This is a genomic window from Luteococcus peritonei (genome assembly GCF_039526385.1).
Taxonomy (GTDB): domain Bacteria; phylum Actinomycetota; class Actinomycetes; order Propionibacteriales; family Propionibacteriaceae; genus Luteococcus; species Luteococcus peritonei.
Window position 1 is genome coordinate 148,769 of the sequence record NZ_BAAAIX010000028.1, and the last position, 24,785, is coordinate 173,553.

The window sequence follows — 24,785 nt, forward strand, 5'->3', positions numbered from 1 at the left end:
CGCCGATCGGGCGCGGCTGCCCGCACAGCCACGCCGTGCGGGCCGCTCAGTGCTGCGTCAGGACCAGCCGCGCGGGGCTTCCGTCGGCGGGGCAGCAGAGCTCGGCACGCCCGCCCACCGGGAAGGTGATCATCGGGTAGGTGTGGCCCAGGTCCACCTCGGCCAGCACCGGCTTGCCCGCCAGTGCCGGCTGCCGGCGCACCATCTCGTCCAGCTGGCTGGCCAGCACCTCGGAGTCGCGCTGGAAGCGGCCCAGCACCAGGCCGGTGACCAGGTGGGCATCGGGCAGCTGGAGCAGGCTGGTCAGGTTGCGGGCGAACTCCCCGCCCTCGACGATCGCGTCGTCCTCCAGGAAGAGCAGCGCGCCGTCCAGCGAGGGCATGTGTGTGGTGCCCTGCAGCAGGTTGAGGGTGCACAGGTTGCCGCCGACGATGGTCCCGGCCGCCTCGCCCGGCTGCACCACCCGCCAGCCGGGGTTCGGTTCCAGGTGGCGGTCGTCCTGGTCGGCGAACCAGGCGTCGTCGCTCCAGGCCTGCGAGGGTTGCAGCTCGATCAGCTCGCTGGTGAAGACCGCCTGTCGGAACCACTCGAGGGTCTGCTCGAAGTGGTCACGCATCCCGAAGCTCGACCAGTGCGGCCCGGAGTAGGTGACCAGCCCGGTGTGCGCCCAGATGGCGTTCTGCAGCGCGGTGATGTCGGAATAGCCGCACAGCACCTTGGGATTGGCGGCGATCAGCTCCCAGTCCAGGTGGGGCAGCAGCTCGTTGCTGTTGAAGCCGCCGATGGCGGTCATCACGCAGGCCACCTCGGGATCGGCGAAGGCCGCGTGCAGGTCCGCCAGCCGCGACTCGATCGAGGAGCTGGCGAAGACGTCCAGCTCGTCGACGTGCTCGCCCAGGCTGACCTGCAGCCCGAGTGCGGCGAAGTGCTCGTCCACCCAGCGCGTGTTGTCGTGCCCCATCACGTAGGCACGCGAGGCGGCCGGGGCGATGACGCGCACCTGGTCTCCGGTGCGCAGGCGACGGGGGAGGATCGTGGGGCGTGACTCCGGCATGGCGGCGAGGCTAGCGGAGCACGCGTCCTCGCGTCAGTTCTTTTCCTTGCCGTCCGCCCGGTGCTCGTCCTCGTCCAGGACGGCCTTGAGCAGCGGCCAGAGCTGGTCGCCGTCGGGGGCGCGCACCTCCGGGGCCTTGTCCGGGCTCCAGGTGACGTCGTCGTCATCGGCCAGCACGGTGGTGGAGCCGTGGGCCAGCACCTGCTCGGTCATGGACAGCTCGCGCAGCGCGATGGCGCGCACCCGGTCGGGCTGCAGCTCGGCGAACTCGCCGTACAGGCTGGGGTCGTGCTGGCCGTCGTCGCCCACCAGCACCCAGCGGACATTGGGGAAGTCACGCGCCAGCTCGCGCAGCGAGGTGCGCTTGTGCTCCGGGCCGGAGCGGAACCAGCCGGTGTTGGTGGGGCCCCAGTCGGTGAGCAGCATGGCTCCCTGCGGGAAGTCGTGCCGGGCCAGGAAGCGCTTCAGGAAGGGGTAGGTGTTCCAGGCGCCGGTGGAGACGTAGATCACCGGGGCGCCCGGGTGCTCGGCGAGCATCCGCTGGTACATCCGGGCCATGCCGGGAACCGCGCGGCGGCCCTCCTCGGTGACCACGAAGGAGTTCCAGGCCGCGATGAACAGGCGCGGCAGCGAGGTGGAGATCACGGTGTCGTCCAGGTCGCTGACCAGACCGAAGGTCTCCTCGCTGGAGGAGACCAGCACCGGAAGCCGGGTGGTGGTGCCGTCCGGGGTGATCAGCTCGGCATGGTGCTCGCCCGGGGTGAGGCCGTCGATCTGCAGCCGCACGTCCAGATAGCCGGAGCGGTCGGTACGCACCTCCACCCGCGAGCCCGCCATCGACACGGAGACCTCGGCCCGCGGCACCGGGGCGCTCATGAAGTTGCGCCAACCGCGCTGACCCAGGAAGTTGTCGGCGGCCTGCCCCAGCTGGGTCTGCGGGTCGGAGGGGCGCAGCACCACGCGCGCCAGCACCCGGATGTGGTCATTGGTTCCGTAGCCCATGTAGGGGATGACGCTCTCGCGCCAGCCGGAGGTGCGCAAGCGTGCATTGACCCGGTGCATGACGAATTCCTCGGCGCGGGCTCCCACGAAGGGCTTGGTGGACATGCGATGACTGTAGCGACATGGGAACATGGGCGGGTGAATCCGTCCTTCGTGCTGCCCACCGCCCTGCGCCAGGAGATCGACGCGTGCGGCTACTTCCCCGACTTCGTCGCCGAGTCAGTGGCGATGGCGCTGGGCGACGAGCAGGTCGACGCGCACCTGGTGCACCACGAGGCCACCTTCGCCAACGACGAGATCCACCGCCACCTGACCGTGCTGGTGGCCACGCCCACCCGCCTGCTCATCACCCACACCGACGACGGCCCCGCCACCGATGGTCTCGGCCAGCCGGCCCCCACCGACCGTGCCGTCACCTCCAGCGAGGCGATGCCGCTGTCCAGCGTCGGCTCGGTGGCGCTGTCGCGGGTGGTGGCCAGTCCGGAGAGCCACCCTTCCGCCCCTGTGGTGGAGAGCTGGCTGACCATCGGCTGGGGCACCATGCGACGGCTCGACCTGGAGCCGGCCGGCTGCCAGGACCCCACCTGCGAGGCCGACCACGGCTACACCGGCACCCTGGTGGGCGACGACATCACCATCCGGATGAGCGAGGCTGCCGACGGGGCGCACAGCGTGCGTCGCCTGGTGGACTTCGCCACCGTCCTGCAGCACGCCACCGGACGCCGCCGATGAGCGTCGCGCTCCCGGCTGACTGGGTGCTGCCCAGCTACGGCCGCTCCACCCTGTCGGACCTGTTGCCCTCGGTCGGCGCCCACCTGGGCGTTCCCGGCTGCACCGACGACCGGCTCGGCCTGCCCTCGGCCCGACGCTGGGTGGTGCTGCTGGTCGATGGCCTGGGCCACCAGCTGCTGCAGGCCGCCCTGGGCCAGACCGAGTACTTCGCCGAGGTCTTCGGCGACGCGCTGCGGCTGACCGCCGGGGTGCCCTCCACCACCGCCACCTCACTGACCTGCCTGGGCACCGGGCTGGTGCCCGGTGAGCACGGGATGGCCGGCTACAGCTTCCGCGCGCCGGGCGGGCGCCAGGCCATGAATGCCCTCACCTGGGAGGGTGGTCCGGAGGACGCCGAGGCCTTCCAACCCCGCGAGACCATGTTCGAGCGCGCCGTCGCCGCCGGTGTCGCGGTGACCACCATCGGCCCGGCCCGCTTCTCCGGCTCGGGGCTCACCACCGCGGCCCTGCGTGGGCCGCAGTTCTGGGCGGTCGACGAGCAGGACGCCGAGGCCAGGATCCAGGCCGCGGTGCGCGCCTGCGACCGGGCGCCGCAGAGCCTCACCTATGTCTACGAGCGCAGCCTGGACCACACCGGTCATGGCAAGGGAGTGCGCTCCCAGGCCTGGCTCGACACCCTGGCCCGGGTGGACGCCTTCGCCGGCGCGCTGCGCGAGGCGCTGGCCGACGACGTCTGCCTGCTCGTCACCGGCGACCACGGCATGCTCGACGTGCCGCCGGAGCGCCATGTGCTGGTGGAGGACCACCCGGAGCTCGGCGCCGGAGTGGACCTGCTGGCCGGCGAGGGACGGCTGCGCCAGCTGTGGACCGACGCCCCCGAGGCCGTGGCGCGCCGCTGGCAGCAGCGGCTGGGGGAGCGGGCCGTGGTGCGGTTGCGCGACGAGGCCGTGGCCGAGGGCTGGTTCGGGCCGGTGGACCCCCGCGTCGAGCAGCACTTCGGCGACGTGCTGGTGGCCCTGCGCGAGGACTGGGCCGTGATGACCCGGGCCCTGCCGCGGGAGCTGGGACTGGTGGGCCAGCACGGCTCGCTGACGTCCGCGGAGATGGTGGTGCCGCTGCTGGTGGACCACCCGGCGAGCTGGTGAGGTGACGATGGCGGAACTGGTCTTCTTCACAGGACCGATGGACTGCGGCAAGTCCACCCTGGCCCTGCAGATGGACTACACCCAGAGCTCGCACGGCCGCGCGGGGCAGCTCTTCACCCGTTTCGACCGGGCCGGCGAGGCGGTCATCACCAGCCGGATCGGCCTGTCGCGGGCGGCCACCGAGGTGGACGACGACTTCAGCTTCTGGGAGCACGTCGTGGCCCTGCTCACCACCGGCCGCAAGCTGGACTACATCATCTGTGACGAGACCCAGTTCTTCGTCGCCAGCCAGATCGACGACCTGGCGCGGATCGTCGACGAGCTGGGCATCGACGTCTTCGCCTTCGGCATCCTGTCCGACTTCCGCACCGAGATGTTCCCCGGCTCCAAGCGGCTGGTGGAGCTGGCTGACCGGGTGGAGATGCTGCAGGTGCAGCCGCTGTGCTGGTGCGGCCAGCGCGCCACCCACAATGCCCGCGTGGTGGACGGCGTGATGGTGGTGGAGGGCTCCCAGGTGGTGGTCGGCGACGTCGCCGGTGCCGACCAGGAGCTGGCCCTCACCGTGCGCTACGAGGTGCTCTGCCGCAAGCACCACCGCCAGCAGCTGACCAAGGCACGCTCCGGCGCCGAGCCCAGCCCCGAGCCCCTGCCCTTCGACTAGACCTGCCCTTCGACCAGGAGATGCCCATGGAGCCGCTGCTGCAGGCCGACCAGCTCGTCGAGCTGCTGGACCGCCAGGATCTCGTGCTGATCGACGTGCGCTACCGGCTGGGCAGCCCGGGCTGGGGTCGGGAGCAGTACCTGGCCGGGCACCTGCCCGGGGCGGTCTTCGTGGACGTCGACGAGGAGCTGTCGGCCCCGGTGGCCGCCGACCGTGTGGGCGGGCGCCACCCGTTGCCCGCGCACGCCGACTTCCAGGCCAGCATGCGCCGCTGCGGTGTCCGGACCGACTCCCACGTGGTGGTCTGCGACCAGGCCAACTCGCTGGCCGCCGCCCGCCTGTGGTGGCTGCTGCGCCACCACGGCCACGAGCGGGTGCAGGTGCTCGACGGCGGGGTGGAGGCCTGGCGCGCGGCCGGGGGAGAGCTCACCACCGAGCTCCCGGCCCCCGAGACGGGAGACGTCGTCGCGCAGCCGGGGCGGCTCCCGCTGGCCACGGCCGACGAGCTGCCCGGCCTGATGGAGCAGGGCAGGCATGTAGTGGACGTGCGCGCCGCGGAGCGCTTCCGCGGCGAGAGTGAGCCGATCGACCCGGTGGCCGGCCACATCCCCGGAGCGCTCAACCTGCCCGCCACCACCCTGCAGCAGTCCGACGGCCGCTTCCTGCCGCCCGGTGAGCTGCGCCAGCGCCTGGAGGTGCTGCGGCCCGGCGACGTCACCAGCTGCGGCTCCGGGCTCACCGCGAGCCAGGTGCAGCTCGGCGCTGCGGCGGCCGGGATCGGCGGCCTCGTGCTCTACGCGGGCTCGTGGTCGGACTGGGTCAGTGACCCCACCCGGCCGGTGGCCCTGGGAGAGCAATGATTAGTCTGGTACTTCCAGTGTCAATTCACCGCCCCAACTGTGACAAATGAGCGGTACGGGTGGAAGATGGAACGCGACGTGACCCACCTCGGTGGCATGCCCACGTCCAGCAATCGAGAAAGGACGACAGCGTGATCCCACGCGAGGACCCCGGGCCGATCATCAACGGCCTGCCGACCAACCTGCCGGACACGGATCCGGAGGAGACCTCCGAGTGGCTCGAGTCCCTCGACGGCATCATCGACGCCGAGGGCCGCAACCGTGCCCGCTACGTGATGCTGAAGCTGCTGGAGCGCTCCCGTGAGCGTCAGATCGGCGTCCCGTCGCTGACCAGCACCGACTACGTGAACACCATCCCGCCGTCGAAGGAGCCCGCCTACCCGGGCGACGAGCAGCTGGAGCGCGGCTACCGCCGCCTGCTGCGCTGGAATGCGGCCATGATGGTGCACCGCGCCCAGCGTCCCGGCATCGGCGTCGGTGGCCACATCGCCTCCTATGCCTCCGCGGCCACCCTCTACGAGGTGGGCCTGAACCACTTCTGGCGCGGCCAGGACCACCCCGGTGGCGGCGACCAGGTCTTCTTCCAGGGCCATGCCTCGCCCGGCATGTACGCCCGCGCCTTCCTCGAGGGTCGCCTCGACGAGACCGACCTGGACGGCTTCCGCCAGGAGAAGAGCCACGTCGTCGACGGCACAATCCGCGCGCTGCCCTCCTACCCGCACCCGCGCCAGCTGCCCGACTTCTGGCAGTTCCCGACCGTGAGCATGGGCCTGGGCCCGATGAACGCGATCTACCAGGCGCAGTTCAACCGCTACCTGCACAACCGCGGCATCAAGGACACCTCGCAGCAGCACGTCTGGGCCTTCCTGGGCGACGGCGAGATGGACGAGGTCGAGTCGCGCGGTGCGCTGCAGTGGGCCGCGAACGAGGAGCTCGACAACCTCACCTTCGTGGTCAACTGCAACCTGCAGCGCCTGGACGGTCCGGTGCGCGGCAACGGCAAGATCATGCAGGAGCTGGAGGCCTTCTTCCGCGGCGCCGGCTGGAATGTCATCAAGGTGGTCTGGGGCCGTGGCTGGGACCCGCTGCTGGCCAACGACACCGACGGCGCCCTCGTCAACCTGATGAACCAGACCCCTGACGGCGACTACCAGACCTTCAAGGCCAATGACGGTGCCTACGTGCGCGAGCACTTCTTCAACAAGGACCCGCGCACCGCGGCCATGGTGAAGGACTGGAGCGACGAGGAGATCTGGAACCTCAAGCGCGGCGGCCACGACTACCAGAAGGTCTACGCGGCCTACAAGAGCGCCACCGAGTTCACCGGCGCCCCCACCGTGATCCTGGCCCAGACCATCAAGGGCTACTTCCTGGGCACCCACTTCGCGGGCCGCAATGCGACCCACCAGATGAAGAAGATGGCCCTGGACGACCTCAAGGGCTTCCGCGACCGCCTGCAGATGCCGGTCACGGACAAGGAGCTGGAGGAGAACCCCTACCAGCCGCCGTACATCAACCCCGGTCCCGAGGACGAGCGCATCAAGTACATGATGGAGCGTCGTCGCGAGCTGGGCGGCTTCGTGCCGGAGCGCCGCACGAAGGTCTCCAAGGCCATCAAGCTGCCTGAGGACAAGGCCTACGACGGCGTCAAGAAGGGTTCGGGCAACCAGCAGATCGCCACCACGATGGCCTTCGTGCGCCTGCTCAAGGACATGATGCGCGACAAGGAGTTCGCTCCCCACGTCGTGCCGATCATCCCCGACGAGGCCCGCACCTTCGGCATGGACTCGTTCTTCCCGACGATCAAGATCTACAACCCGCACGGGCAGAACTACACGCCGGTGGACCACGAGCTGATGCTCAGCTACCGCGAGGCGAAGAACGGCCAGATCCTGCACCTGGGCATCAACGAGGCCGGCTCGATGGCCGCCTTCACGGCCGCCGCCACCTCGTACTCCACCCACGGCGTACCGATGGTGCCGATCTACATCTTCTACTCGATGTTCGGCTTCCAGCGCACCGGCGACTCCATGTGGGCAGTGGCCGACCAGCTCGGTCGCGGCTTCCTGGTGGGCGCCACCGCGGGCCGCACCACGCTGACCGGTGAGGGCACCCAGCACATGGACGGGCACAGCCCGCTGCTGGCAGCCACCAACCCGGCGGTGGTGAGCTACGACCCGGCCTATGCCTACGAGATCGCGCACATCGTCAAGAACGGCCTGGAGCGGATGTACGGCGAGAAGGCCGAGGACGTCATCTACTACCTGACCGTCTACAACGAGCCGATCGTGATGCCCAAGCAGCCCGAGAACGTGGACGCCGAGGGCATCGTCAAGGGCATGTACCTGCTGCAGGAGGGCAGCTTCGAGGGAGTCGGCGAGGATGCCCGCCGCGCCCAGCTGCTGGCCTCCGGCGTCGGTGTCCCGTGGGCCCTGGAGGCCCAGGAGCTGCTGAAGCAGGACTTCGGCGTGGTGGCCGACGTGTGGAGCGTCACCAGCTGGGGCGAGCTGCGTCGCGACGGCCTGGCCTGCGACGAGCACAACTTCCTGCACCCGCAGGAGGAGCGGAAGGTGGCCTATGTCACCCAGAAGCTCGCCGACCGCCCCGGCCCCGTGGTCGCCACCAGCGACTACATGCGCGCGGTGCAGGACCAGATCCGCGAGTGGGTGCCCGGTGACTACGCCACCCTGGGTGCCGACGGCTTCGGCTTCTCCGACACCCGCCAGGCTGCCCGTCGCTTCTTCCACATCGACGGCCCCTCCATGGTGGTGCGCACCCTGCAGGTGCTGGCCGACCGTGGTGAGGTGCCCGCCGAGTGGCCGCTGCAGGCTGCCGAGAAGTACAACCTGCTGGACGTCACCGCGGGAACCTCCGGCAATGCCGGCGGCGACGCCTGATCCAGACCCGGCACGCGGCGCCCGTCCCCTTCGTGGGGGCGGGCGCCGCTGTCTTTGGGCCATTTCCCGCCATGCCGTGTGGCACCCGTGCGCGGCGATCTGGCAGGCTTGTTGTCAACGATCGGCCGCACACGGTGTGCGTCCAGGCAGCGAAAGTGGGAAAAGACGGTGGTAACGGCGGCTCAGCCGGAGCGCAAGGAGACCTCGAGCATTGCTCCGATGGCTCTGTCCGAGGCAATGGTGGTCCAGGAGATCGGGTGGGACACCGATGTCGACGAGGACCTGCGCAACCAGGTGATGGACGCCATCGATGCCGACCTCATCGAGGACGCGCTGGAGGCCGTGGACATGGTGCTGCTGTGGTGGCGCTCCGACGACGGCGACGTGGTCGACGGCCTGGTGGACTCGCTCACCGACCTGTCCGACACCGGCGTGATCTGGCTGCTCACCCCCAAGGTGGGTCGCGAGGGCTACATCGAGCCGGCCGACCTCGCCGAGGGCGTGCAGACCGCCGGCCTGGCCCAGACCACCATCGCCAACCTGGCCGCCGACTGGCAGGGCATCAAGCTGGTGCGCCCGAAGGGCAGCGTCAAGGTCAAGTGAACCCACCCCCGCCCCGCGGCTGCGGGGACGGCGAGGTGGGCCTCAGCCCAGGATGTCGTAGTTCTTGAGCTTCTTGCGGTCGCGTTTGCTGCCGGTCTGCAGGGCCAGCAGCTCGGAGTAGATGCCGCCGGTGGTGGCCAGCTGCTCGGGGCTGCCGATCTCGTCCACGCGCCCGTCGCGCAGGGTGATGATCCGGTCGACGCTGGCGATGGTGCTGAGCCGGTGCGCGATGATCACGCTGGTGCGGCCCTGCATCAGGCGGTCCAGCCCCTCCTGCACCAGACGCTCGCTCTTGGAGTCCAGGGCGCTGGTGGCCTCGTCGAGCACCAGGATCGGCGCGTCCTTCAGCATGGCGCGCGCCACGGCGATGCGCTGCTTCTGCCCACCGGACAGCTTCAGCCCTCGCTCACCGATCAGCGCGTCGTAGCCGCCCTCGAAGCCCATGATGAAGGAGTGCGCATTGGCCTCCTTGGCGGCCTGCTCCACCTGCTCGTCGGTGGCGCCGGGATTGGCATAGGCGATGTTCTCCCGGATCGTGCCGCTGAACAGGCTGGCGTCCTGGAAGACCACGCCCACGTTGCCGCGCAGCAGCTCCAGCGGGGTCTGGTTGACGTCGTGCCCGGCCAGCTCGACGGTGCCCTGGCGCAGCGGGTAGAGGCCCAGCATCAGGCTGACCAGGGTGGTCTTGCCGCCGCCGGACTCACCCACGAAGGCCACCCGCTCGCCCTGCGCCACCTGGAAGCTCACGTCGTGCAGCACGTCCTCGCCGTCCTCATAGCCGAAGCTGGCGTCGCGGAACTCGATCATCGGCTGCCCGGCGGGCAGTTCGCGGCGCACCAGCTGCGGCCCGACGAGCTCGGTGCGCTCGGGCTGCTCGGCCATCACGGCAAAGTAGTCGCGGCTGCCGGCGATGGCGCGCTGGGCGGTGTCCACCAGGTAGCTCATCATCATCGCCGGCTGCTTGGCGAGGTTGACCAGCTGGATCAGCAGCACCATGGTGCCCAGGCTGAACTCGCCGCGCACGGTGCGCACGAAGATCAGGGCGTAGATGCCGAAGAAGACCAGGTTCATGATGCCGCGACGGGCGGCGTCCATGGCGTGCCAGTAGCTGGACTGGGCCCGGGTGAGCGCGATCGTGGCGTCGTAGTGCTCGTCGAAGCTGTCCAGCTCGCGCCTCTCCTGCACGAAGGACTTCACCACGCGGATCTGGCCGATCACCTCGGCGAAGCGGCCGTTGGCGATGTCGACGTGGGTGTTCTTCTCGCCCTCCAGCCGCTGCCAGCGCTTGGAGGTGAGCGCGGTCAGCCAGGCATAGGTGGGGAAGATGACCAGCAGCAGCAGGCTGATCCACGGTGAGTACCAGGCGGTGATGGCCAGCGCGGCCACCAGTTGCAGGATCATCGGGAAGAAGTTGTTGCTGGCGCTCTGCAGGAACTGCGTGGTCTCGGTGATCGAGCGGTTCAGCCGGCTGATCACGGTGCCGGTCAGGGCGGTGTCGAAGTAGCGCTGCGGCAGGGTGAGCAGCTTGTGGAAGTAGCGCTCGCTCAGCCGGGTGCGCAGCCGCGCGGCCATCACGTCACCGAAGTAGCCGCCCAGGTTGCTGATCAGGGTGTTGGCCAGGTCGGCCACCAGCAGCAGCACGGCCAGCCAGAGCACCGCGCGCACCCCGCCACCGCTGCCGCGCAGGCTGGCCACCACCTCGTCGGTGGCGGCCTTGATGATGAAGGGGGTGGCCAGACCGGTGACGACCGTCAGCACCGAGCAGACGATGATGCCGATGTAGTACCACTTCAGTTCCTTCACCGCGGCGAGGATCTGCAACAGGCTGCGCACAGCTGACTCCAGAGGGATGGAATGGGGGATGGCAGGAAGACCGCCGGTCGGCAAGCCTACTCCGGCCTCCTGGCGGGCCAGAACCGTCGCCATGAGCGGGCTGAGAGAAGCCGACGGTGGCGGTGCCTCATCCCGTCTTGCTCCCTGGCGCTGTCGCGCCCACATCCCGGACGCGTGGCGACGAACGATGTCACCGGATCAGGGGACAGGATGCGGGGCGCGGTCCCGGGCCGTCGCCGCTCTTGCGTGGTGGGCAACGAATGGCGGCGGCGCCCGCCCGGCTGCTGTGAACTGATTGAAAACGGTAGGATGATGGAGGCTTGTCGCCCCTTCGTGGGGCGCACAGACTGGGAGCGTACCGCCCGGGAGGGTGGACGGCTCGGACCGGATCGGGGGATCGGTCCGCGCTCGGCAGGGCCCGGAAGCCGCACGGCTCCCGGGACCCTGTTGCGCTCAGCCGATCCCCGGCGCCGCCTCCTGCAGCACCAGGGTGGTGCCGCCCGTGGACGCCTCGGCCAGGCGCAGCCGTGCCAAGGCCGGGTGGTCGTCCAGCAGCTTCGCGCCGTTGGCCAACGAGCGCAGTGCCGCGGTCTCGGCCCGCGCCGCCTCCAGGCGCGCCAGACCCTCGTGACGGGCGACGACCACGCGCTGCGCTGCGAGACGCAGCTCCGAGGGCAGCACGATGTCCTTGACCACCACCTCGTCCACGGCGATGCCCAGGTCCGCGACCGCGGGAGCCACGGCCTCACGCAGCGTGGCTGCCGTCGTGGGGGAGCGCAGCACACCGGCGACCTGCTCGACGCCCTGCGCGACGGCCAGATCACGCAGCGCCACCTGGACCTGCAGGTAGAGCTCGTCGAGGGGCTCGGGGGCCGTCTCGACCCAGGCCCGCGCGTCCGCGACGTGCCAGCGCACCGCGACCGTGGCGCGCACGGTCATCGCATCGGCGCACGGAACCTCCTGCGGGGCCAACGCGAGCACCTGGCGGCCGGTCTCCACCGGCGTCAGGCGCATGCCGCGGCGCAGCCGGTGCCGACCGGGGCCGAAGACCTCCACCAGACGGCCGTGGCGGTGCACCAGCACCTGCTCACGAGCGTCGACATCGACGGTCCACAGATTCTTCTTCATGGTCTTCAACCCCCTTCAGGGCTTGTCAGGACCACCACCCCGCCCGTCCGGACACGGCGGGGCAGGCCCCTGGACGGGGCCGGCCGCAGGGCCGGGCACGGAGCGTGGGCGGAGCGGTGGCGTGGGTGGGGGAGTCGAACCCCCGGAACCAGAGCTGTCCTTGAGCAGCACCGTGGCCGGGCGACATGGCGGGACCGGCGGGGCCACAGCTCCCTGGCCGCCCCTCCCGGCAACCCGTCCATGGTGCGGGAGCCGTCAGGCAGTCGGCAACCGATTTTCCGCCCATCCCCGTCGCGCCCGGCCACCCTGCTGCGGAAGGATGGGCCCATGAGTGGATACCTGCCGGCCCCCGACCGCTACGACCAGATGGAGTACCGACGCTGCGGGCGCTGGGGGCTCAAGCTGCCCGTGCTCAGCCTGGGCCTGTGGCACAACTTCGGCGACCTGACCAGCGGCGAGACCCAGCGCGCCGTGGTCCGCCGGGCCTTCGACGCCGGCATCACCCACATCGACCTGGCCAACAACTACGGCCCGCCCTATGGCCAGGCCGAGCTCAACTTCGGCCGCCTGTTCGCCGACGACCTGCGCCCCCACCGCGACGAGCTGGTGATCAGCACCAAGGCCGGCTACGACATGTGGCCCGGCCCCTACGGCCAGGGTGGTGGCAGCCGCAAGTACCTGCTGGCCAGCCTCGACCAGTCGCTGGAGCGGATGGGCCTGGACTACGTCGACATCTTCTACAGCCACCGGTTCGATGCCGAGACCCCGCTGGAGGAGACCATGATGGCCCTCGACCAGGCGGTGCGCAGCGGTCGGGCGCTCCACGTCGGCATCTCCTCCTACGACCCGCAGCAGACCGCGGCTGCCGCCCGGATCGCCGGCGACCTGGGCACCCCGCTGCTGATCCACCAGCCCCGCTACTCGATGCTGGACCGCTGGGTGGAGGACGGCCTGGTGGACGAGTGCGAGCAGCAGGGGATGGGCATCATCGCCTTCTCCGCGCTGGACCAGGGGCTGCTCTCGGACCGCTACCTGCAGGGCATCCCGCAGGATTCGCGCGCCGCTCGCACCCCGGCCCTGGCCGAGCGGCTGGGCGAGGCGATGCTGGCCCGGATCCGTTCCCTGGACGAGCTGGCCCGGGGGCGGGGGCAGAGCCTGGCCCAGATGGCGCTGGCGTGGGTGCTGCGCGACCGTCGCATCACGTCCACCCTGGTCAGCGCCAGCAGCCTGGAGCAGCTCGAGGACAACCTGGCCACGCTGCAGCACCTCGACTTCGACGACGAGGAGCTGCAGCGCATCGAGCAGGTGCTGCAGGGCTGAGACCTTGGCTGGCCGGGGGACCGCCCGGTTCAGCCGCCGACGTGGAGCTGGGGCCGCCAGCGCGGCTCCGGCTCCGCCTTGCGCAGGATCTCGTGCACCATCGGGGGAGTGTCGCCCTGGCCGGAGACGAAGAAGCGCATCATGTTGTCCACCGGGCTCTTCTCGGACCACTCGAAGTAGCAGTGGGGCGGCTCGGAGGTGCGACGGTTGACCTCCAGCAGGACGGCGGCCAGCACGTTGGGCACCGCCGTGCCACTGGCTCGCAGCACCCGGTGCCGGCCGATGACGGCACTGGTCACGTCCACCGGCGCCTCGAAGTCAGAGGCATCGGTGGTGTGGGCCTCCAGGAAGAGGGCGCCGGCCTCATTGGGGATGTGGTTGTCCAGCCGCACCTCGAGCGCCTTGTAGTTGTACTCGGCCTCGTCGTAGCGCTGGCCCTTGTGGGCGATGAAGCGGACCGGCTGCTGGGTGGCGATGGCCTCGGTGAGCATCTGCTCGGCGCCCGCGTCGAAGCGCACCAACGGCACCCGCAGCTCGGTGGAGCGGGTGGCTCGTGACCAGACCGAGACCACCATGATCCCGGCCACGAAGAGCAGCGCGATCCACAGGCCGCCCGGATGGGTCAGCACATTGGTGACGAAGGTGTAGATGAAGATCATGCTGATCAGGCTGAAGAAGAGCCCTGCACCCCAGTGCCTGCGGCGCAGCTCGGTCAGGGCGACGGCTACCGCGGCAGAGGTCATCAGGGCCAGCACGCCGGTGGCATAGGCGGCGGCCTGCGCGTCGACGCTGGCATGGAACAGGACGGTGACCAGGGAGGCGACCAGCCACAGCACCACCACCAGCGGCCGGGTGGCCTTGGTCCACTCCGGGGCCATGCCGAAGCGGGGCAGGTAGCGCGGCACGATGTTGAGCATGCCGGCCATGGCCGAGGCGCCCGCGAACCACAGGATGGCGATGGTCACGGCGTCGTAGGCGGTGCCGAAACCCTCACCCAGCATGGTGTGCGCCAGGTAGGCCAGCGCACGCCCGTTGGCCTCGCCCCCGGGCTGGAAGGCCTCGGCGGGGATCAGCAGGGTGGTGGCCAGCGAGGAGCCGATCAGCAGCACGCTCATGATGCAGGCGGCGGTGGTGAGCAGCTTGCGGGTGTTGCGGATCCGGCCGGCGGGGTTGCCGCGGGTGTCCTCGGGATCTCCCTTGACCAGGGGCATCACCACCACGCCGGTCTCGAAACCGGACAGGCCCAGGGCCAAGGCCGGGAAGACCAGCATGGCGCCCAGCACGATGCCGGTGATGCTGTGGTGCTGGGTGAGCATCAGCTCGCGCCACTCGCCCACGAGCTCGGGGTGCGCGGCCACCCGCGACAGCCCCTTGACGACCACCACCACCGACAGCGCCAGGTAGGTGAGCACCAGCACGACGGCCACGCCGATGGCCTCGCTGAATCCCTTGAGGAAGACCGCTGCCAGCAGCGCCAGCAGGACCAGGGTGATGAGCACCTGCTGGCCCTCCAGGTAGTGCTTGAGCATGGGGTTCTCGATCAGGTGCGCCGTCGCATCGGCCGCCGACAGCGTGATGGTGATGATGAAGCCGGTGGCGACGAAGCCGATCAGGCTGAGCACCAGCACCTTGGAGGGCCAGTAGGTGAGCAGCTTCTCCAGCATGGACAGCGAGCCGTCCCCGTGCGGGCTCTCCTTGGCCACCCGGCGGTACATCGGCAGGGCGCCGAACAGGGTGATCAGCACCAGCACCAGGGTCGCGACCGGGGCCAGCGAGCCGGCGGCCAGGGCCGCGATGCCGGGCTGGTAGCCCAGGGTGGAGAAGTAGTCCACGCCGGTCAGGCACATCACGGAGTACCACGGCTTGGCGTGGGCCTGGGAGACCTTCTCGTCAGGGTTCTCCAGGCCCGCCGGAGCGCTCTCCTCGCGCTGCAGGAACCAGCGCAGGAAGCCATCGCGGCGTTGGTGCGGGGTGGGTGCGGTCGTGGTCACCGCACAAGGGTAGGACCAGGGTGGGCGCAGCGGGGGCGCGGGAGCGTCTGGTGGGGTGCGGTCCACAGCTGCGGCTCAGCGGACGCGAACGGGGCCGCCCCGCTGCTGCGAGACGGCCCCGGTTCTGCTGCTGTGGTCAACTGATCACTTGGCGGCGTTGGTGTTGTTCTCTTCGATGGTCTCGCCGGAGGCGGCGCGGGCGTCGGCGGCCTCGTGCTCGGTGTAGGGGTTGGGCTCACCGGAGCCGGCCTCCACCTTGGCCTGGATCTTCTGGCCGCAGGCCGGGTCGACGGCCTTCCAGTAGGCGAAGGCCCGCTGCAGGACCTCGCCCTTGACGCCGCCCAGCAGGTGGCCGGCGACATTGTTGACGAAGGCCTCGCGCTGCTCGTCGTTCCAGACCTCGCGGACCAGGATGCCGGGCTGGGTGAAGTCGTCGTCCTCGGCGCGCAGGGTGTAGGCCTGGCGCACCATCTCGCCGTCGGACTCCCAGCCGTCCTCCACCGGGCCGACCTCGTCGGAGTAGCTGCGACCCATCGAGTTGGGCGCGTAGACGGCCTGGATCTTGCCCTGCTCGGACTTCTCGGACTGCTCGAAGTTCATGTAGCCGTCGTGCATGCCGATGAAGTTGCGCTCGACGATCGGGCGGTTGACCGGCAGCTGGTCGTAGTTGGTGCCGATGCGGTGGCGCTGCTGGTCGGGGTAGGCAAAGACGCGGCCGAGCAGCATCTTGTCGGGGCTGAAGCCGATGCCGGGCACCAGGTTCGAGGGGGAGAAGGCGGCCTGCTCGATCTGGGCGAAGAAGTTGGCCGGGTTCTGGTCCAGCGTCAGGGTGCCGACCTCGATCAGCGGGTAGTCCTTGTGGGACCAGATCTTGGTGAGGTCGAAGGGGTTGTAGCGGTAGGTCTTGGCCTCCTCGTAGGGCATGACCTGCACCGACAGCTTCCACTGCGGGAAGTCACCGCGCTCGATGGACTCCCACAGGTCGCGACGGTGGAAGTCGGCGTCCTCGCCGGCGATCTTGGTGGCCTGGTCGCCGGTCAGGCCCTCGACGCCCTGCTGGCTGTGGAAGTGGTACTTGACCCAGAAGCGCTCGCCGGCCGCGTTGACCCACATGTAGGTGTGGGAGCCGTAGCCGTTCATGTGGCGCCAGGTCTTCGGGATGCCGCGGTCGCCCATCAGGTAGGTGACCTGGTGGGCGGTCTCCGGGTTCAGGCTCCAGAAGTCCCACTGCATGTTGTTGTCGCGCAGGCCGTTGCCGGGCAGGCGCTTCTGCGAGGCGATGAAGCTCGAGAACTTCAGCGGGTCACGCACGAAGAAGACGGGGGTGTTGTTGCCCACCAGGTCGTAGTTGCCCTCTTCGGTGTAGAACTTCAGCGCGAAGCCGCGCACGTCGCGCCAGGTGTCGGGGGAGCCCTGCTCGCCCGCGACGGTGGAGAAGCGCGCCAGCATCTTGGTCTTGGCGCCCTTCTGGAACAGGCCGGCCTTGGTGTACTGGCTGACGTCCTGGGTGGTCTCGAAGGTGCCGAAGGCGCCGGCGCCCTTGGCGTGCGGACGACGCTCGGGGACGTTGGCGCGGTTGAAGTGGGCCAGGGTCTCCACCAGGTGCACGTCGTGCAGCAGCAGCGGGCCGTTGGCGCCGACGCTGAGCGAGTTGCGGTCGCTGACGGCAGGGGCGCCGTTGGACTTGGTGGATCCTCCGTCGGGTCGGGCGCCGCTGGGCAGCGCTCCGAGCGTGTCTTCCTGGGGTAAGTGGCGATCGGTCATCTGCACTCCTTTTTGGACAGGCCCGTGACGGGTTGCCATGGGCACCTTCGAAGAACACACAACCAGAGAGCACCGACAAATATTCCGCTCGAAAGCTGAGGCGGCCCTAACTTGCCACCCGGTCAATCCCTTGCGGCGGGGGATTTGGGGTCCTGGCGGTGGCGGACCTCAGCCGATGACCAGCGACGTGGGCCATCCCGCCCCGATCTGGCGCCGCATCCCCCAGCGGTTGCCCAGGTTCGGGTAGAGCCACAGCCGGCCGTCGGAGGCGAGCGCGACCAGGTCGGGGCGCCCGTCGCCGGACATGTCGCCCACGCGGACCAGGGACGCCATCGACGACCACCCCTGGCCCACCTGCGGGCCAGAGCGCAGGGTTCCGTCCGCGGCGCTGGTGAACAGCTGCATCCGTCCGTCGGCCCGGACGCCGACCAGGTCGTCACGTCCGTCCGCATTCCAGTCGCCGACGGCCGCGAGCTTGCGGATGCCGCCGAACCCGACCCCGATCCGGGTCCTGGCGGACAGGCCGCTGGCCGTGACCGTGTAGCGACAGAGGCTGCCCGTGCTGTTCTCCCGGGCGACGAGGTACTGCGTCCCGCCACCGGTGAGGTGGCCGGCAGTCGTCACCAGGGACATGGTGGTCCATCCGTTGCCGACCTGCTTGCGCCCCCCGAGGGCTGAGGGGCCGGGCACCAGGTGCTGCCACATCCGCCCGCCGGAGTCGACCATCAACAGGTCGGACTGCCGATCCCTGTTGAGGTCGTGCACCCGGCCGATCCAGGTGACCTGGCCCCAGCTGCCGGGCAGCCGGGTGGTCGTGGTGAGGGTGGTCGTCGTGCCCGGGTAGAAGCGCAGCACTCCCGCCGTGGCCGAGTACAGGTCACCGCGTCCGTCCGCCGTCGAGTCGCCGAAGCGCTCCGCCGCGTTCGTGCGCACCGTCTGGCTGATCGTTCCGCTGAAGGTCTGGTCGGCCGAGTTGAACCGCGCGCTCCGCGCACCCGTGCCGGTCCACGTGATGATGCCAGGACCCCGGCTGGCACCGCTCACCGTGAGGGCGGCGCCACGCCGGTCGAGCAGGGTCAGGGGCCACCAGCCGCTGGTGCTGAGGGGCAGCGGGATGACCTGGCCCTGCGCCTCGATGGCTTCTGCCGTCACCCGGGACAGCGGGCTCAGGTCGGAGATGCGGTTCTCTCGCAGGAAGAGCCAGCGCAGGTTGACCAGACCGCCGAGCGGCCGGACGCTGTCCACCGCATTGCGGTTCAGGTTGAGGCTGCGGAGCTGCGACAGGGCGGCCAACGGGCCCACGTCCTGCACCTGGTTGGACTCGAGGCTGAGCTCGCGCAGGTTGGTGAGGCCGCGCAGCGCAGCCAGGTTGCTGACCCGGTTGCCGGTCAGGTCGAGGGTGTCGAGCTGACCCGAACCCGCCAGCGGAGTGAGTGCCGAGACCGTGTTGCCCCACAGGTGCAGCTCGCCGAGCCTCCGCAGGGTCGCCAGGGGGCCGATGCTGCTGATCTGGTTCAGCGAGGCCTCAAGGGTGACCAGTGAGGAGGCCCCGTCGACGCCCTCCAGGGTGGTGAGGCGGTTGTCATCGACGGCGAGGTCCACCAGTGCACGCGCCGGAAGCCCGGACAGACTGGTCAGGGCATTGCTGGAGGCCCTCAGCTCGGTCAGGCCGGTCAGCCCCGCCAGGGGTTGGAGCGAGGTCACCTGGTTCGAGGGGATCCACAGCCGCCGCAGTCCGGTGATTCCTCGTAGCGGCTCAAGGCTGGCCACCTGGTTGCGGGAGAGGTCCAGGGAGGTCAGGTTCCGAGCCTGTTCGAGGCCTGCCAGGGATCGGATAGAGCGGTCCTGGCAGTTGAGCGAGGTGAGCTGCTGGAGGTCGGCGCCGGTCACGGCGCTGCCCTGGGGGAGCCCGAGGGCATCGGTCAGGCAGAGCCTGAGGTTCGCATCGAGCGAGCTGATGGCGGTGGCCTTCACCCGGGACGGGGCCCCGCTGGTGGGTGACTGGTGCTTGCTGTTGATCCCGCTCGGTTCGAAGAAGCGGAAGGCCAGGGCAGGGCTGCCGACCGAACGGCCCGCCGAGGTCTGCACCGTCACGCCGACGATCCCGGCGGGATGCGAGGGGACGCGCACCAGGAGCTCCTGGCCGGAGCGCAGGCGCACCGAGGGCGAGGTCACCGAGCCGAAGCGGACGGTGCTGTCCGCCGTGAAGCCCGACCCCTGGAGGCTCACCCAGACCTCGGAGGAGCGTGCGGCGCTGCGGACCGAGAGGGAGTCGATCCTCGGGGTGGTCTGCGCCCGGGCCGGGGCTGTGGCGGGAACCGCCAGGGGGAGGGCCACCAGACAGGCCAGCAGCGGGAGGGTTCTGGGCCTCATCGGTAGTGCACTCCTTGGTTCTCGGGGATCCACAGGCCGGCAAATCCGCCGTCCTCGATCAGGATGTGGTGCTGGCCGGCGATCAGCGCGCGGCTGCGTGAATGGGCCATCGACGACCGCGACAGGGTCTGGGTGCGGGCGAGCACACGCCGGCCACCGGTGTCCATCCGGAAACCCTGGATCTGGCGCCCTGCATCGAAGACCACGGCGCGGGAGCGGGTGAAGTCGACGCGGTCCGTGGCCGTACCGAGCCGGAAGGCACGGCCGGCGGTCTCGCGAACAAACCATCCGGTGTAGGGCCCGTTGTTCATGTGGCTCCAGACGCCCGGGAAGCCCAGCCAACGGGCCCTGGTGCTGGAACGGAGCACGGTTCCTGCGGGAGGGGTCCACAGGCGGGGGGTGCCGGGGGCGGTGGCGCCGAGCTTCATCACCTGCACCGGGGTGGGGTTGACCTGCAGGCTCGCCGCACCTCCCGTGATCGGCCAGTCGTTGACCATCTGGTCGACGACCTTGGCGATGCGCTCGGCGCCCGTGTGGTTGTAGAGCTGGGTGTACACGGAGGCATTCACGTTGTGGTAGCTGGTGACCTGGGAGCGGGAGAAGGCGTGGTAGTTCGACGCCGAGCCCGGGACCCGGCAGTAGTTCCGGTAGAAGTCAAGCGTGGCCGCGGCGCCCTGGACGAGGTCCTTGGTGCGGGCGTCGCCGGACAGCTGAGTGAAGTAGGCGAGTTCGGAGAGGGCGTAGAAGTGGCCGTTGAAGACGCCCGAGGGCACACCGCCCGGCTCCGGGTACTCCTCGAGCCACAGGCAGTTGTTCACGTCGGTCCCCGCGATCCATGGCTCCGCCGGCCGTGACCGCACCGGTGGCATCCAGAACGCCTGCAGCACCTCCTGCATGTACTGCTGCCACTTCCGCTGGCCGGTGAACTCCCACATCCAGTAGCAGATGCGCGGGAACTTGGCCTGCCCGAAGGCCGAGTACCAGGGGTCGGCGAGCACTCCGTGGCGCGAGTGCCAGTCGAACTCGTAGGCGAGAAAGCGCGCTCCCTGGCGACGTGCGGAACGCTTCATCAGCGCCTCGGTGACCTGGCCGACATAGGCCAGGTGGCCCCGGTCCTTGTCCAGCTGGTAGGACTCCAGGTGGGAGTTCAGGAAATTGCCCAGTTGCGTTGGATGGATGACCTTGCGCCCGTCCTTCAGGGGCAGGAGGGGAATCCCGTCGGGCCCGCTGGTGCCCATCAGGCCGCGGTAGCTCGGTGGAATGACCGCCCAGGCCGGGCGGGGCGGGCTGACCACCGTCTCGCTCATCATGCGCCAGCGCGTCGAGGCGTCTGCCGTCGGTGCCAGACCGGCCCCCAGCAGACCGAGACTGGAGGCGGTCAGCAGGGAACGGCGGGACAGGACGTTCTCGTTCATGTCGAGATCCTCACGTGAGGGGGCTGGCTTCGCAAGCCGGTGGCCACCGAAGCATCCCACCCGCAGGGCGATCCGCGACACGGCGGGTCTCCCCGCTCGGAGATCTTCCGAGTAGCCTCAGGTGCTGAGAGGCATGCGCAGACGCACGTCGGGTCCTGCTGTGCATTGGGCTCGCGAGCTGCGAGAATGGCTGGGCCCCACGGGCGCATAGCTCAGTTGGTTAGAGCACCTGCCTTACAAGCAGGGAGTCGGGGGTTCGAGTCCCTCTGCGCCCACCACCTCGCCCGGCTCAGCTGCGGCCGGCCAGCTCCCAGCTGTGCAGCCGCGAGGAGAGCACGGACGGCAGCCGCAGCAGGGGAGCGTGCCCCACCGCCTCGATCGCCCGCTCCACCAGCAGGGCCGCGCCCACGACGCCCATGGCCAGCAGCGCCGGGTAGGCCAGGGCGAACCAGCCTCGGGGGTCGTGGCATGACGACGGCCCCCGGCCGGGAAGCCGGGGGCCGTCGGGCCAGCTGCAGCTCAGGCGAGTGCGGAGCGCACCATGCCGGAGATGGTGCGACCGTCGGAGCGGCCCTCGGCGCGAGCGGTGACCGCCTTGATGATGGCGCCCATCTGCTTCATGGTCGGCTTCTCGCCGCTGGCCGCCGCGGCGGCCGCCACCTCCTCGTCGACCAGTAGCTGCACCTCGGCCTCGGTGAGCGGGGCGGGCAGGTAGCGGGCCAGGAAGTCGGCCTCGGAGCTCTCCTTGGCGGCCAGCTCCGGGCGGCCACCGGCGGCATAGGCCTCGGCGGAGTCCTTGCGCTTGTTGACCTCCTTGGTCACCACGCCGATCTCCTCGGCATCGCTCAGCTCACGGGCGGCGTCGCCGGCCACCTCCTCGGTGTGCAGGGCGGCCAGCGCCATGCGCAGGTTGCTCTTCGCGGCGTCGTCCTTGGCCTTCATGGCCACCACCAGGTCGGCCTTCAGCTGGTCCTTGAGTGCTCCCATGGATCATTCCTTTCGTCGCCACGATCCTCCCACGCCCCTCGACCGACTGTCGCCGCTGGCGGCGGCCGGCCGTCGCTGGGCGCAGGGGCGTGGTGCTTGTAGACTCACTCGACGTGGCTCTCGCAGACTATTCCGACACCCTCACCACGCTCGAGACTTCCCTGAAGTCCATCGAGGCCGTGATCGACCCCGACGCCAAGAAGGCCGAGATCGCAGACCTCGAGCAGCAGGTGGCCGCCCCGGACCTGTGGGACGACCAGGCCAATGCCCAGCGGGTCACCTCCCGGTTGTCCGCGCTGCAGGCCGACGTCGAGCGCATCGAGGGCCTGCGCACCCGCCTCGACGACGTCCAGCTGATGATGGAGATGGCCGAGGAGGAGGACGACGCCGACGCCGCCGCCGAGGTGGACACCGAGATCTCCAAGCTCAAGAAGGAGATCGAGGCGCTCGAGGTGCGCACCCTGCTGAACGGCGAGTACGACGAGCGCGAGGCCATGGTGACCATCCGGTCCGAGGCCGGTGGCGTCGACGCCGCCGACTTCGCCGAGATGCTGCTGCGCATGTACACGCGCTGGGCCGAGCGCCACAAGTACCCGGTCGAGGTCTTCGACGTCTCCTATGCCGAAGAGGCAGGCATCAAGTCGGCCACCTTCCAGGTCAAGATCCCCTTCGCCTACGGCACCCTCTCGGTGGAGCAGGGAACCCATCGCCTGGTGCGCATCTCGCCCTTCGACAACCAGGGCCGTCGCCAGACCTCCTTCGCCGGCGTGGAGGTGCTCCCGGTCACCGAGGAGGCCGACCACATAGACATCCCGGAGGCCGACCTGCGCGTCGACGTCTTCCGCTCCTCGGGCCCCGGGGGCCAGTCGGTGAACACCACCGACTCCGCCGTCCGCCTGACCCACATCCCCACCGGCATCGTGGTGAGCTGCCAGAACGAGAAGTCCCAGCTGCAGAACAAGGCGGCCGCCATGCGGGTGCTGCAGTCCCGCCTGCTGGAGAAGGCCCGCCTGGACAAGGAGGCCGAGATGAACGCGCTGAAGGGCGACGGCGGCAACTCCTGGGGCTCGCAGATGCGCTCCTACGTGCTGCACCCGTACCAGATGGTCAAGGACCTGCGGACCAACTTCGAGGTGGGCAACACCGACGGCGTCTTCGACGGTGACATCGACGGATTCATCGACGCCGGCATCCGCTGGCGGATGCAGGACGAGGGCTGATCCTCCCTCCGAGTGGACCCGCGCGGGGCCAGCTGAATTTCAGCTGGCCCCGCGAGTGTCTGCGCAGCGTCATAGCGGCAGGACCCTAGACTCCTTCACGGCCGTCCTGAGAAGTCTCAGGTCTTCCCCAACCACGGCCGAGGAACCGACGTGATCACCTTCGACCATGTGACCAAGATCTACCCGGGCCAGGACAAGGCCGCCCTGAAGAACGTCGACGTGCAGATCGACAAGGGCGAGTTCGTCTTCCTGGTGGGGCAGTCCGGATCGGGTAAGTCCACCTTCACGCGGCTGGTGCTGCGCGAGTACCGACCCACCCAGGGCGCCATCCACGTGGCCGGCAAGGACCTGAACCGGCTCCGCACCTGGAAGGTCCCGGCCCTGCGCCGCCAGATCGGTGCGGTCTTCCAGGACTTCCGCCTGCTGCCCGGCAAGACGGTGCACGAGAACGTCGCCTTCGCGCTGCAGGTCATCGGGCGCCCCACCCGAGAGATCAACCAGGTGGTCCCCGAGACCCTGGAGATGGTGGGTCTGGGCGGCAAGGGCAAGCGCCTGCCCGAGGAGCTGTCCGGCGGCGAGCAGCAGCGCGTCGCCATCGCCCGGGCCTTCGTGAACCGGCCCCAGATCCTGCTGGCCGACGAGCCCACCGGCAACCTCGACCCCGCCACGAGCGTCGGGATCATGAAGCTGCTGGACCGGATCAACAAGACCGGCACCACGGTGATCATGGCCACCCACGACTCGACCATCGTCGACCAGATGCGCCGCCGCGTCATCGAGCTCGACGCCGGTGAGGTCATCCGCGACCAGACCAAGGGCGTCTACGGCAGCTGAGCCCCGCTCGCAGCCCGGACCACCCCAGCAAAGGATTTCCCAAATGCGTCACACACTCCGCGAGGCCGGCTCCGGCCTTCGTCGCAACCTGTCGATGACCCTGGCCGTGATCGTCACCATGTGGGTGAGCCTCACCCTGTTCGGTGCCGGTCTGATGACCATGCAGCAGGTCGACCTGATCAAGGGCAAGTGGTACGACAAGATCGAGATCAGCGTCTTCATGTGCGTCAAGGACTCGCAGGGCGGCATGTGCGAGGCCGGCAAGGACACCACCGAGGCGCAGCGCGAGCTGGTCAAGCAGCGCCTGGAGGCCAACCCCGAGGTGCAGCAGGTCTACTACGAGTCCAAGCAGATGGCCTACGACGACTTCCGCGAGACCTTCAAGGACTCGCCGATCCTGGAGTCGCTCACCGTGGAGCAGATGCAGGACTCCTTCCGGGTGAAGCTGCGCGATCCCAACCAGTACGCCTCCGTGGTGGACGAGGCCAAGGTGCTGCCGGGCGTGCAGAACGTCCAGGACCTGCACCAGGTGCTCGACCCGCTGTTCAGCTGGCTCAATGCATTGAAGTGGGCGACGATCGGGATGAGCGCCCTGCTGCTGCTGGCCGCGGCCCTGCAGATCGCCAACACCATCCGGATGGCGGCCTTCGCCCGACGCCGCGAGCTGGGCATCATGCGTCTGGTGGGCGCCTCGAACAGCTACATCATGCTGCCCTTCCTGCTGGAGAGCCTGGTGGCCGGCGTCGTCGGTGCCGGCCTGGCCGCGGCGAGCCTGGCCGCGGGGTACTACCTGATCATCGTGAAGAATGCTCAAGTCTCGATTCAGGCTTTACGTTGGATCACGTGGCAGCACGCGGCCATCGCCATGGCCTGGGTTGCTCTGGTCGGAATCGTGCTGTCTATAGTGCCCACGCTGATTGCGACCAAGAAGTACCTGAGAATCTGAGGCCCCCGGCTCAGGTCGTC

The 24,785-nt window shown here is 69.5% G+C and carries 20 protein-coding genes and 1 tRNA gene; 11 read left to right on the forward strand and 10 right to left on the reverse strand.

Annotated features, from left to right (window positions below; all coding sequences use genetic code 11):
• Nucleotides 1-46 precede the first annotated feature (46 nt).
• Nucleotides 47-1,054 carry a S66 family peptidase gene (locus ABD073_RS12395; RefSeq protein ID WP_343875057.1) on the reverse strand — a complete coding sequence of 336 codons (1,008 nt, stop codon included), beginning with the start codon at nt 1,052-1,054 and terminating at the stop codon, nt 47-49.
• Between the two features lie 33 nt (nt 1,055-1,087).
• Nucleotides 1,088-1,930 (reverse strand): App1 family protein phosphatidate phosphatase, encoded by an 843-nt coding sequence (locus tag ABD073_RS12400; RefSeq protein ID WP_343875150.1) that lies wholly within the window; start codon nt 1,928-1,930, stop codon nt 1,088-1,090.
• Between the two features lie 234 nt (nt 1,931-2,164).
• Between ABD073_RS12400 and ABD073_RS12405 the strand changes: the two genes are divergently transcribed.
• The 6 genes from ABD073_RS12405 to ABD073_RS12430 all read left to right on the forward strand — a co-directional run bounded on the left by ABD073_RS12405 (nt 2,165) and on the right by ABD073_RS12430 (nt 8,954).
• Nucleotides 2,165-2,788, forward strand: a complete 624-nt coding sequence (locus tag ABD073_RS12405; protein ID WP_386751542.1) for a DUF5998 family protein — start codon at nt 2,165-2,167, stop codon at nt 2,786-2,788.
• Nucleotides 2,785-3,933 carry an alkaline phosphatase family protein gene (locus tag ABD073_RS12410; protein WP_343875060.1) on the forward strand — a complete coding sequence of 383 codons (1,149 nt, stop codon included), beginning with the start codon at nt 2,785-2,787 and terminating at the stop codon, nt 3,931-3,933. Before ABD073_RS12405 ends, ABD073_RS12410 begins: the two co-directional genes overlap by 4 nt.
• Before the next feature lie 7 nt (nt 3,934-3,940).
• Nucleotides 3,941-4,594, forward strand: a complete 654-nt coding sequence (locus ABD073_RS12415; protein ID WP_343875151.1) for a thymidine kinase — start codon at nt 3,941-3,943, stop codon at nt 4,592-4,594.
• A gap of 26 nt (nt 4,595-4,620) precedes the next feature.
• Nucleotides 4,621-5,454 carry a sulfurtransferase gene (locus tag ABD073_RS12420; RefSeq protein WP_343875061.1) on the forward strand — a complete coding sequence of 278 codons (834 nt, stop codon included), beginning with the start codon at nt 4,621-4,623 and terminating at the stop codon, nt 5,452-5,454.
• 131 nt (nt 5,455-5,585) lie between these two features.
• On the forward strand, nt 5,586-8,351 hold the full coding sequence (gene aceE / locus ABD073_RS12425) for a pyruvate dehydrogenase (acetyl-transferring), homodimeric type (RefSeq protein WP_343875062.1): 2,766 nt from the start codon (nt 5,586-5,588) through the stop codon (nt 8,349-8,351).
• 219 nt (nt 8,352-8,570) lie between these two features.
• Nucleotides 8,571-8,954, forward strand: coding sequence for a DUF3052 domain-containing protein (locus ABD073_RS12430; protein WP_343875063.1), 384 nt, complete (start codon nt 8,571-8,573; stop codon nt 8,952-8,954).
• 42 nt (nt 8,955-8,996) lie between these two features.
• On the opposite strand, the gene ABD073_RS12435 is transcribed toward ABD073_RS12430, so the two are convergent.
• Nucleotides 8,997-10,787: an ABC transporter ATP-binding protein gene (locus ABD073_RS12435; protein WP_343875064.1), complete on the reverse strand. Its 1,791-nt coding sequence runs from the start codon at nt 10,785-10,787 to the stop codon at nt 8,997-8,999.
• A 453-nt stretch (nt 10,788-11,240) separates the two neighbouring features.
• A complete protein-coding gene (locus ABD073_RS12440; RefSeq protein WP_343875065.1) occupies nt 11,241-11,915 on the reverse strand; it encodes an SPFH domain-containing protein in 675 nt (224 codons plus the stop codon).
• A gap of 327 nt (nt 11,916-12,242) precedes the next feature.
• On the opposite strand from ABD073_RS12440, the gene mgrA reads away from it, so the two are divergent.
• Nucleotides 12,243-13,235 (forward strand): L-glyceraldehyde 3-phosphate reductase, encoded by a 993-nt coding sequence (gene mgrA / locus ABD073_RS12445; protein ID WP_343875066.1) that lies wholly within the window; start codon nt 12,243-12,245, stop codon nt 13,233-13,235.
• 29 nt (nt 13,236-13,264) lie between these two features.
• On the opposite strand, the gene ABD073_RS12450 is transcribed toward mgrA, so the two are convergent.
• From ABD073_RS12450 to ABD073_RS12465, 4 genes are all read right to left on the reverse strand, one after another.
• Nucleotides 13,265-15,226, reverse strand: a complete 1,962-nt coding sequence (locus ABD073_RS12450) for an APC family permease (RefSeq protein WP_343875067.1) — start codon at nt 15,224-15,226, stop codon at nt 13,265-13,267.
• A 144-nt stretch (nt 15,227-15,370) separates the two neighbouring features.
• Nucleotides 15,371-16,990 (reverse strand): catalase, encoded by a 1,620-nt coding sequence (locus tag ABD073_RS12455; protein WP_343875069.1) that lies wholly within the window; start codon nt 16,988-16,990, stop codon nt 15,371-15,373.
• A 168-nt stretch (nt 16,991-17,158) separates the two neighbouring features.
• Complete coding sequence (locus tag ABD073_RS12460; protein ID WP_343875071.1) at nt 17,159-19,363, reverse strand: leucine-rich repeat domain-containing protein; 2,205 nt, start codon at nt 19,361-19,363, stop codon at nt 17,159-17,161.
• A complete protein-coding gene (locus tag ABD073_RS12465; RefSeq protein ID WP_343875073.1) occupies nt 19,360-20,778 on the reverse strand; it encodes a D-glucuronyl C5-epimerase family protein in 1,419 nt (472 codons plus the stop codon). The genes ABD073_RS12460 and ABD073_RS12465 overlap by 4 nt, the downstream gene beginning before the upstream one ends.
• 201 nt (nt 20,779-20,979) lie before the next feature.
• Between ABD073_RS12465 and ABD073_RS12470 the strand changes: the two genes are divergently transcribed.
• A tRNA-Val gene (locus ABD073_RS12470) sits at nt 20,980-21,056 on the forward strand.
• Nucleotides 21,057-21,067: 11 nt separating this feature from the next.
• On the opposite strand, the gene ABD073_RS12475 is transcribed toward ABD073_RS12470, so the two are convergent.
• Complete coding sequence (locus ABD073_RS12475) at nt 21,068-21,196, reverse strand: hypothetical protein (protein WP_343875075.1); 129 nt, start codon at nt 21,194-21,196, stop codon at nt 21,068-21,070.
• 101 nt (nt 21,197-21,297) lie between these two features.
• The gene (locus ABD073_RS12480) at nt 21,298-21,765 is read right to left on the reverse strand and encodes a GatB/YqeY domain-containing protein (protein WP_343875076.1); all 468 of its coding nucleotides are present in this window, start codon (nt 21,763-21,765) and stop codon (nt 21,298-21,300) included.
• A gap of 113 nt (nt 21,766-21,878) precedes the next feature.
• Between ABD073_RS12480 and prfB the strand changes: the two genes are divergently transcribed.
• From prfB to ftsX, 3 genes are all read left to right on the forward strand, one after another.
• Entirely contained in the window at nt 21,879-22,985 is a 1,107-nt protein-coding gene (gene prfB, locus ABD073_RS12485) for a peptide chain release factor 2 (protein WP_343875078.1), read from the forward strand.
• Nucleotides 22,986-23,135: 150 nt separating this feature from the next.
• Complete coding sequence (gene ftsE / locus ABD073_RS12490) at nt 23,136-23,819, forward strand: cell division ATP-binding protein FtsE (RefSeq protein WP_343875079.1); 684 nt, start codon at nt 23,136-23,138, stop codon at nt 23,817-23,819.
• 43 nt (nt 23,820-23,862) lie between these two features.
• Nucleotides 23,863-24,765: a permease-like cell division protein FtsX gene (ftsX, locus tag ABD073_RS12495; RefSeq protein ID WP_343875080.1), complete on the forward strand. Its 903-nt coding sequence runs from the start codon at nt 23,863-23,865 to the stop codon at nt 24,763-24,765.
• Nucleotides 24,766-24,785: the final 20 nt, after the last annotated feature.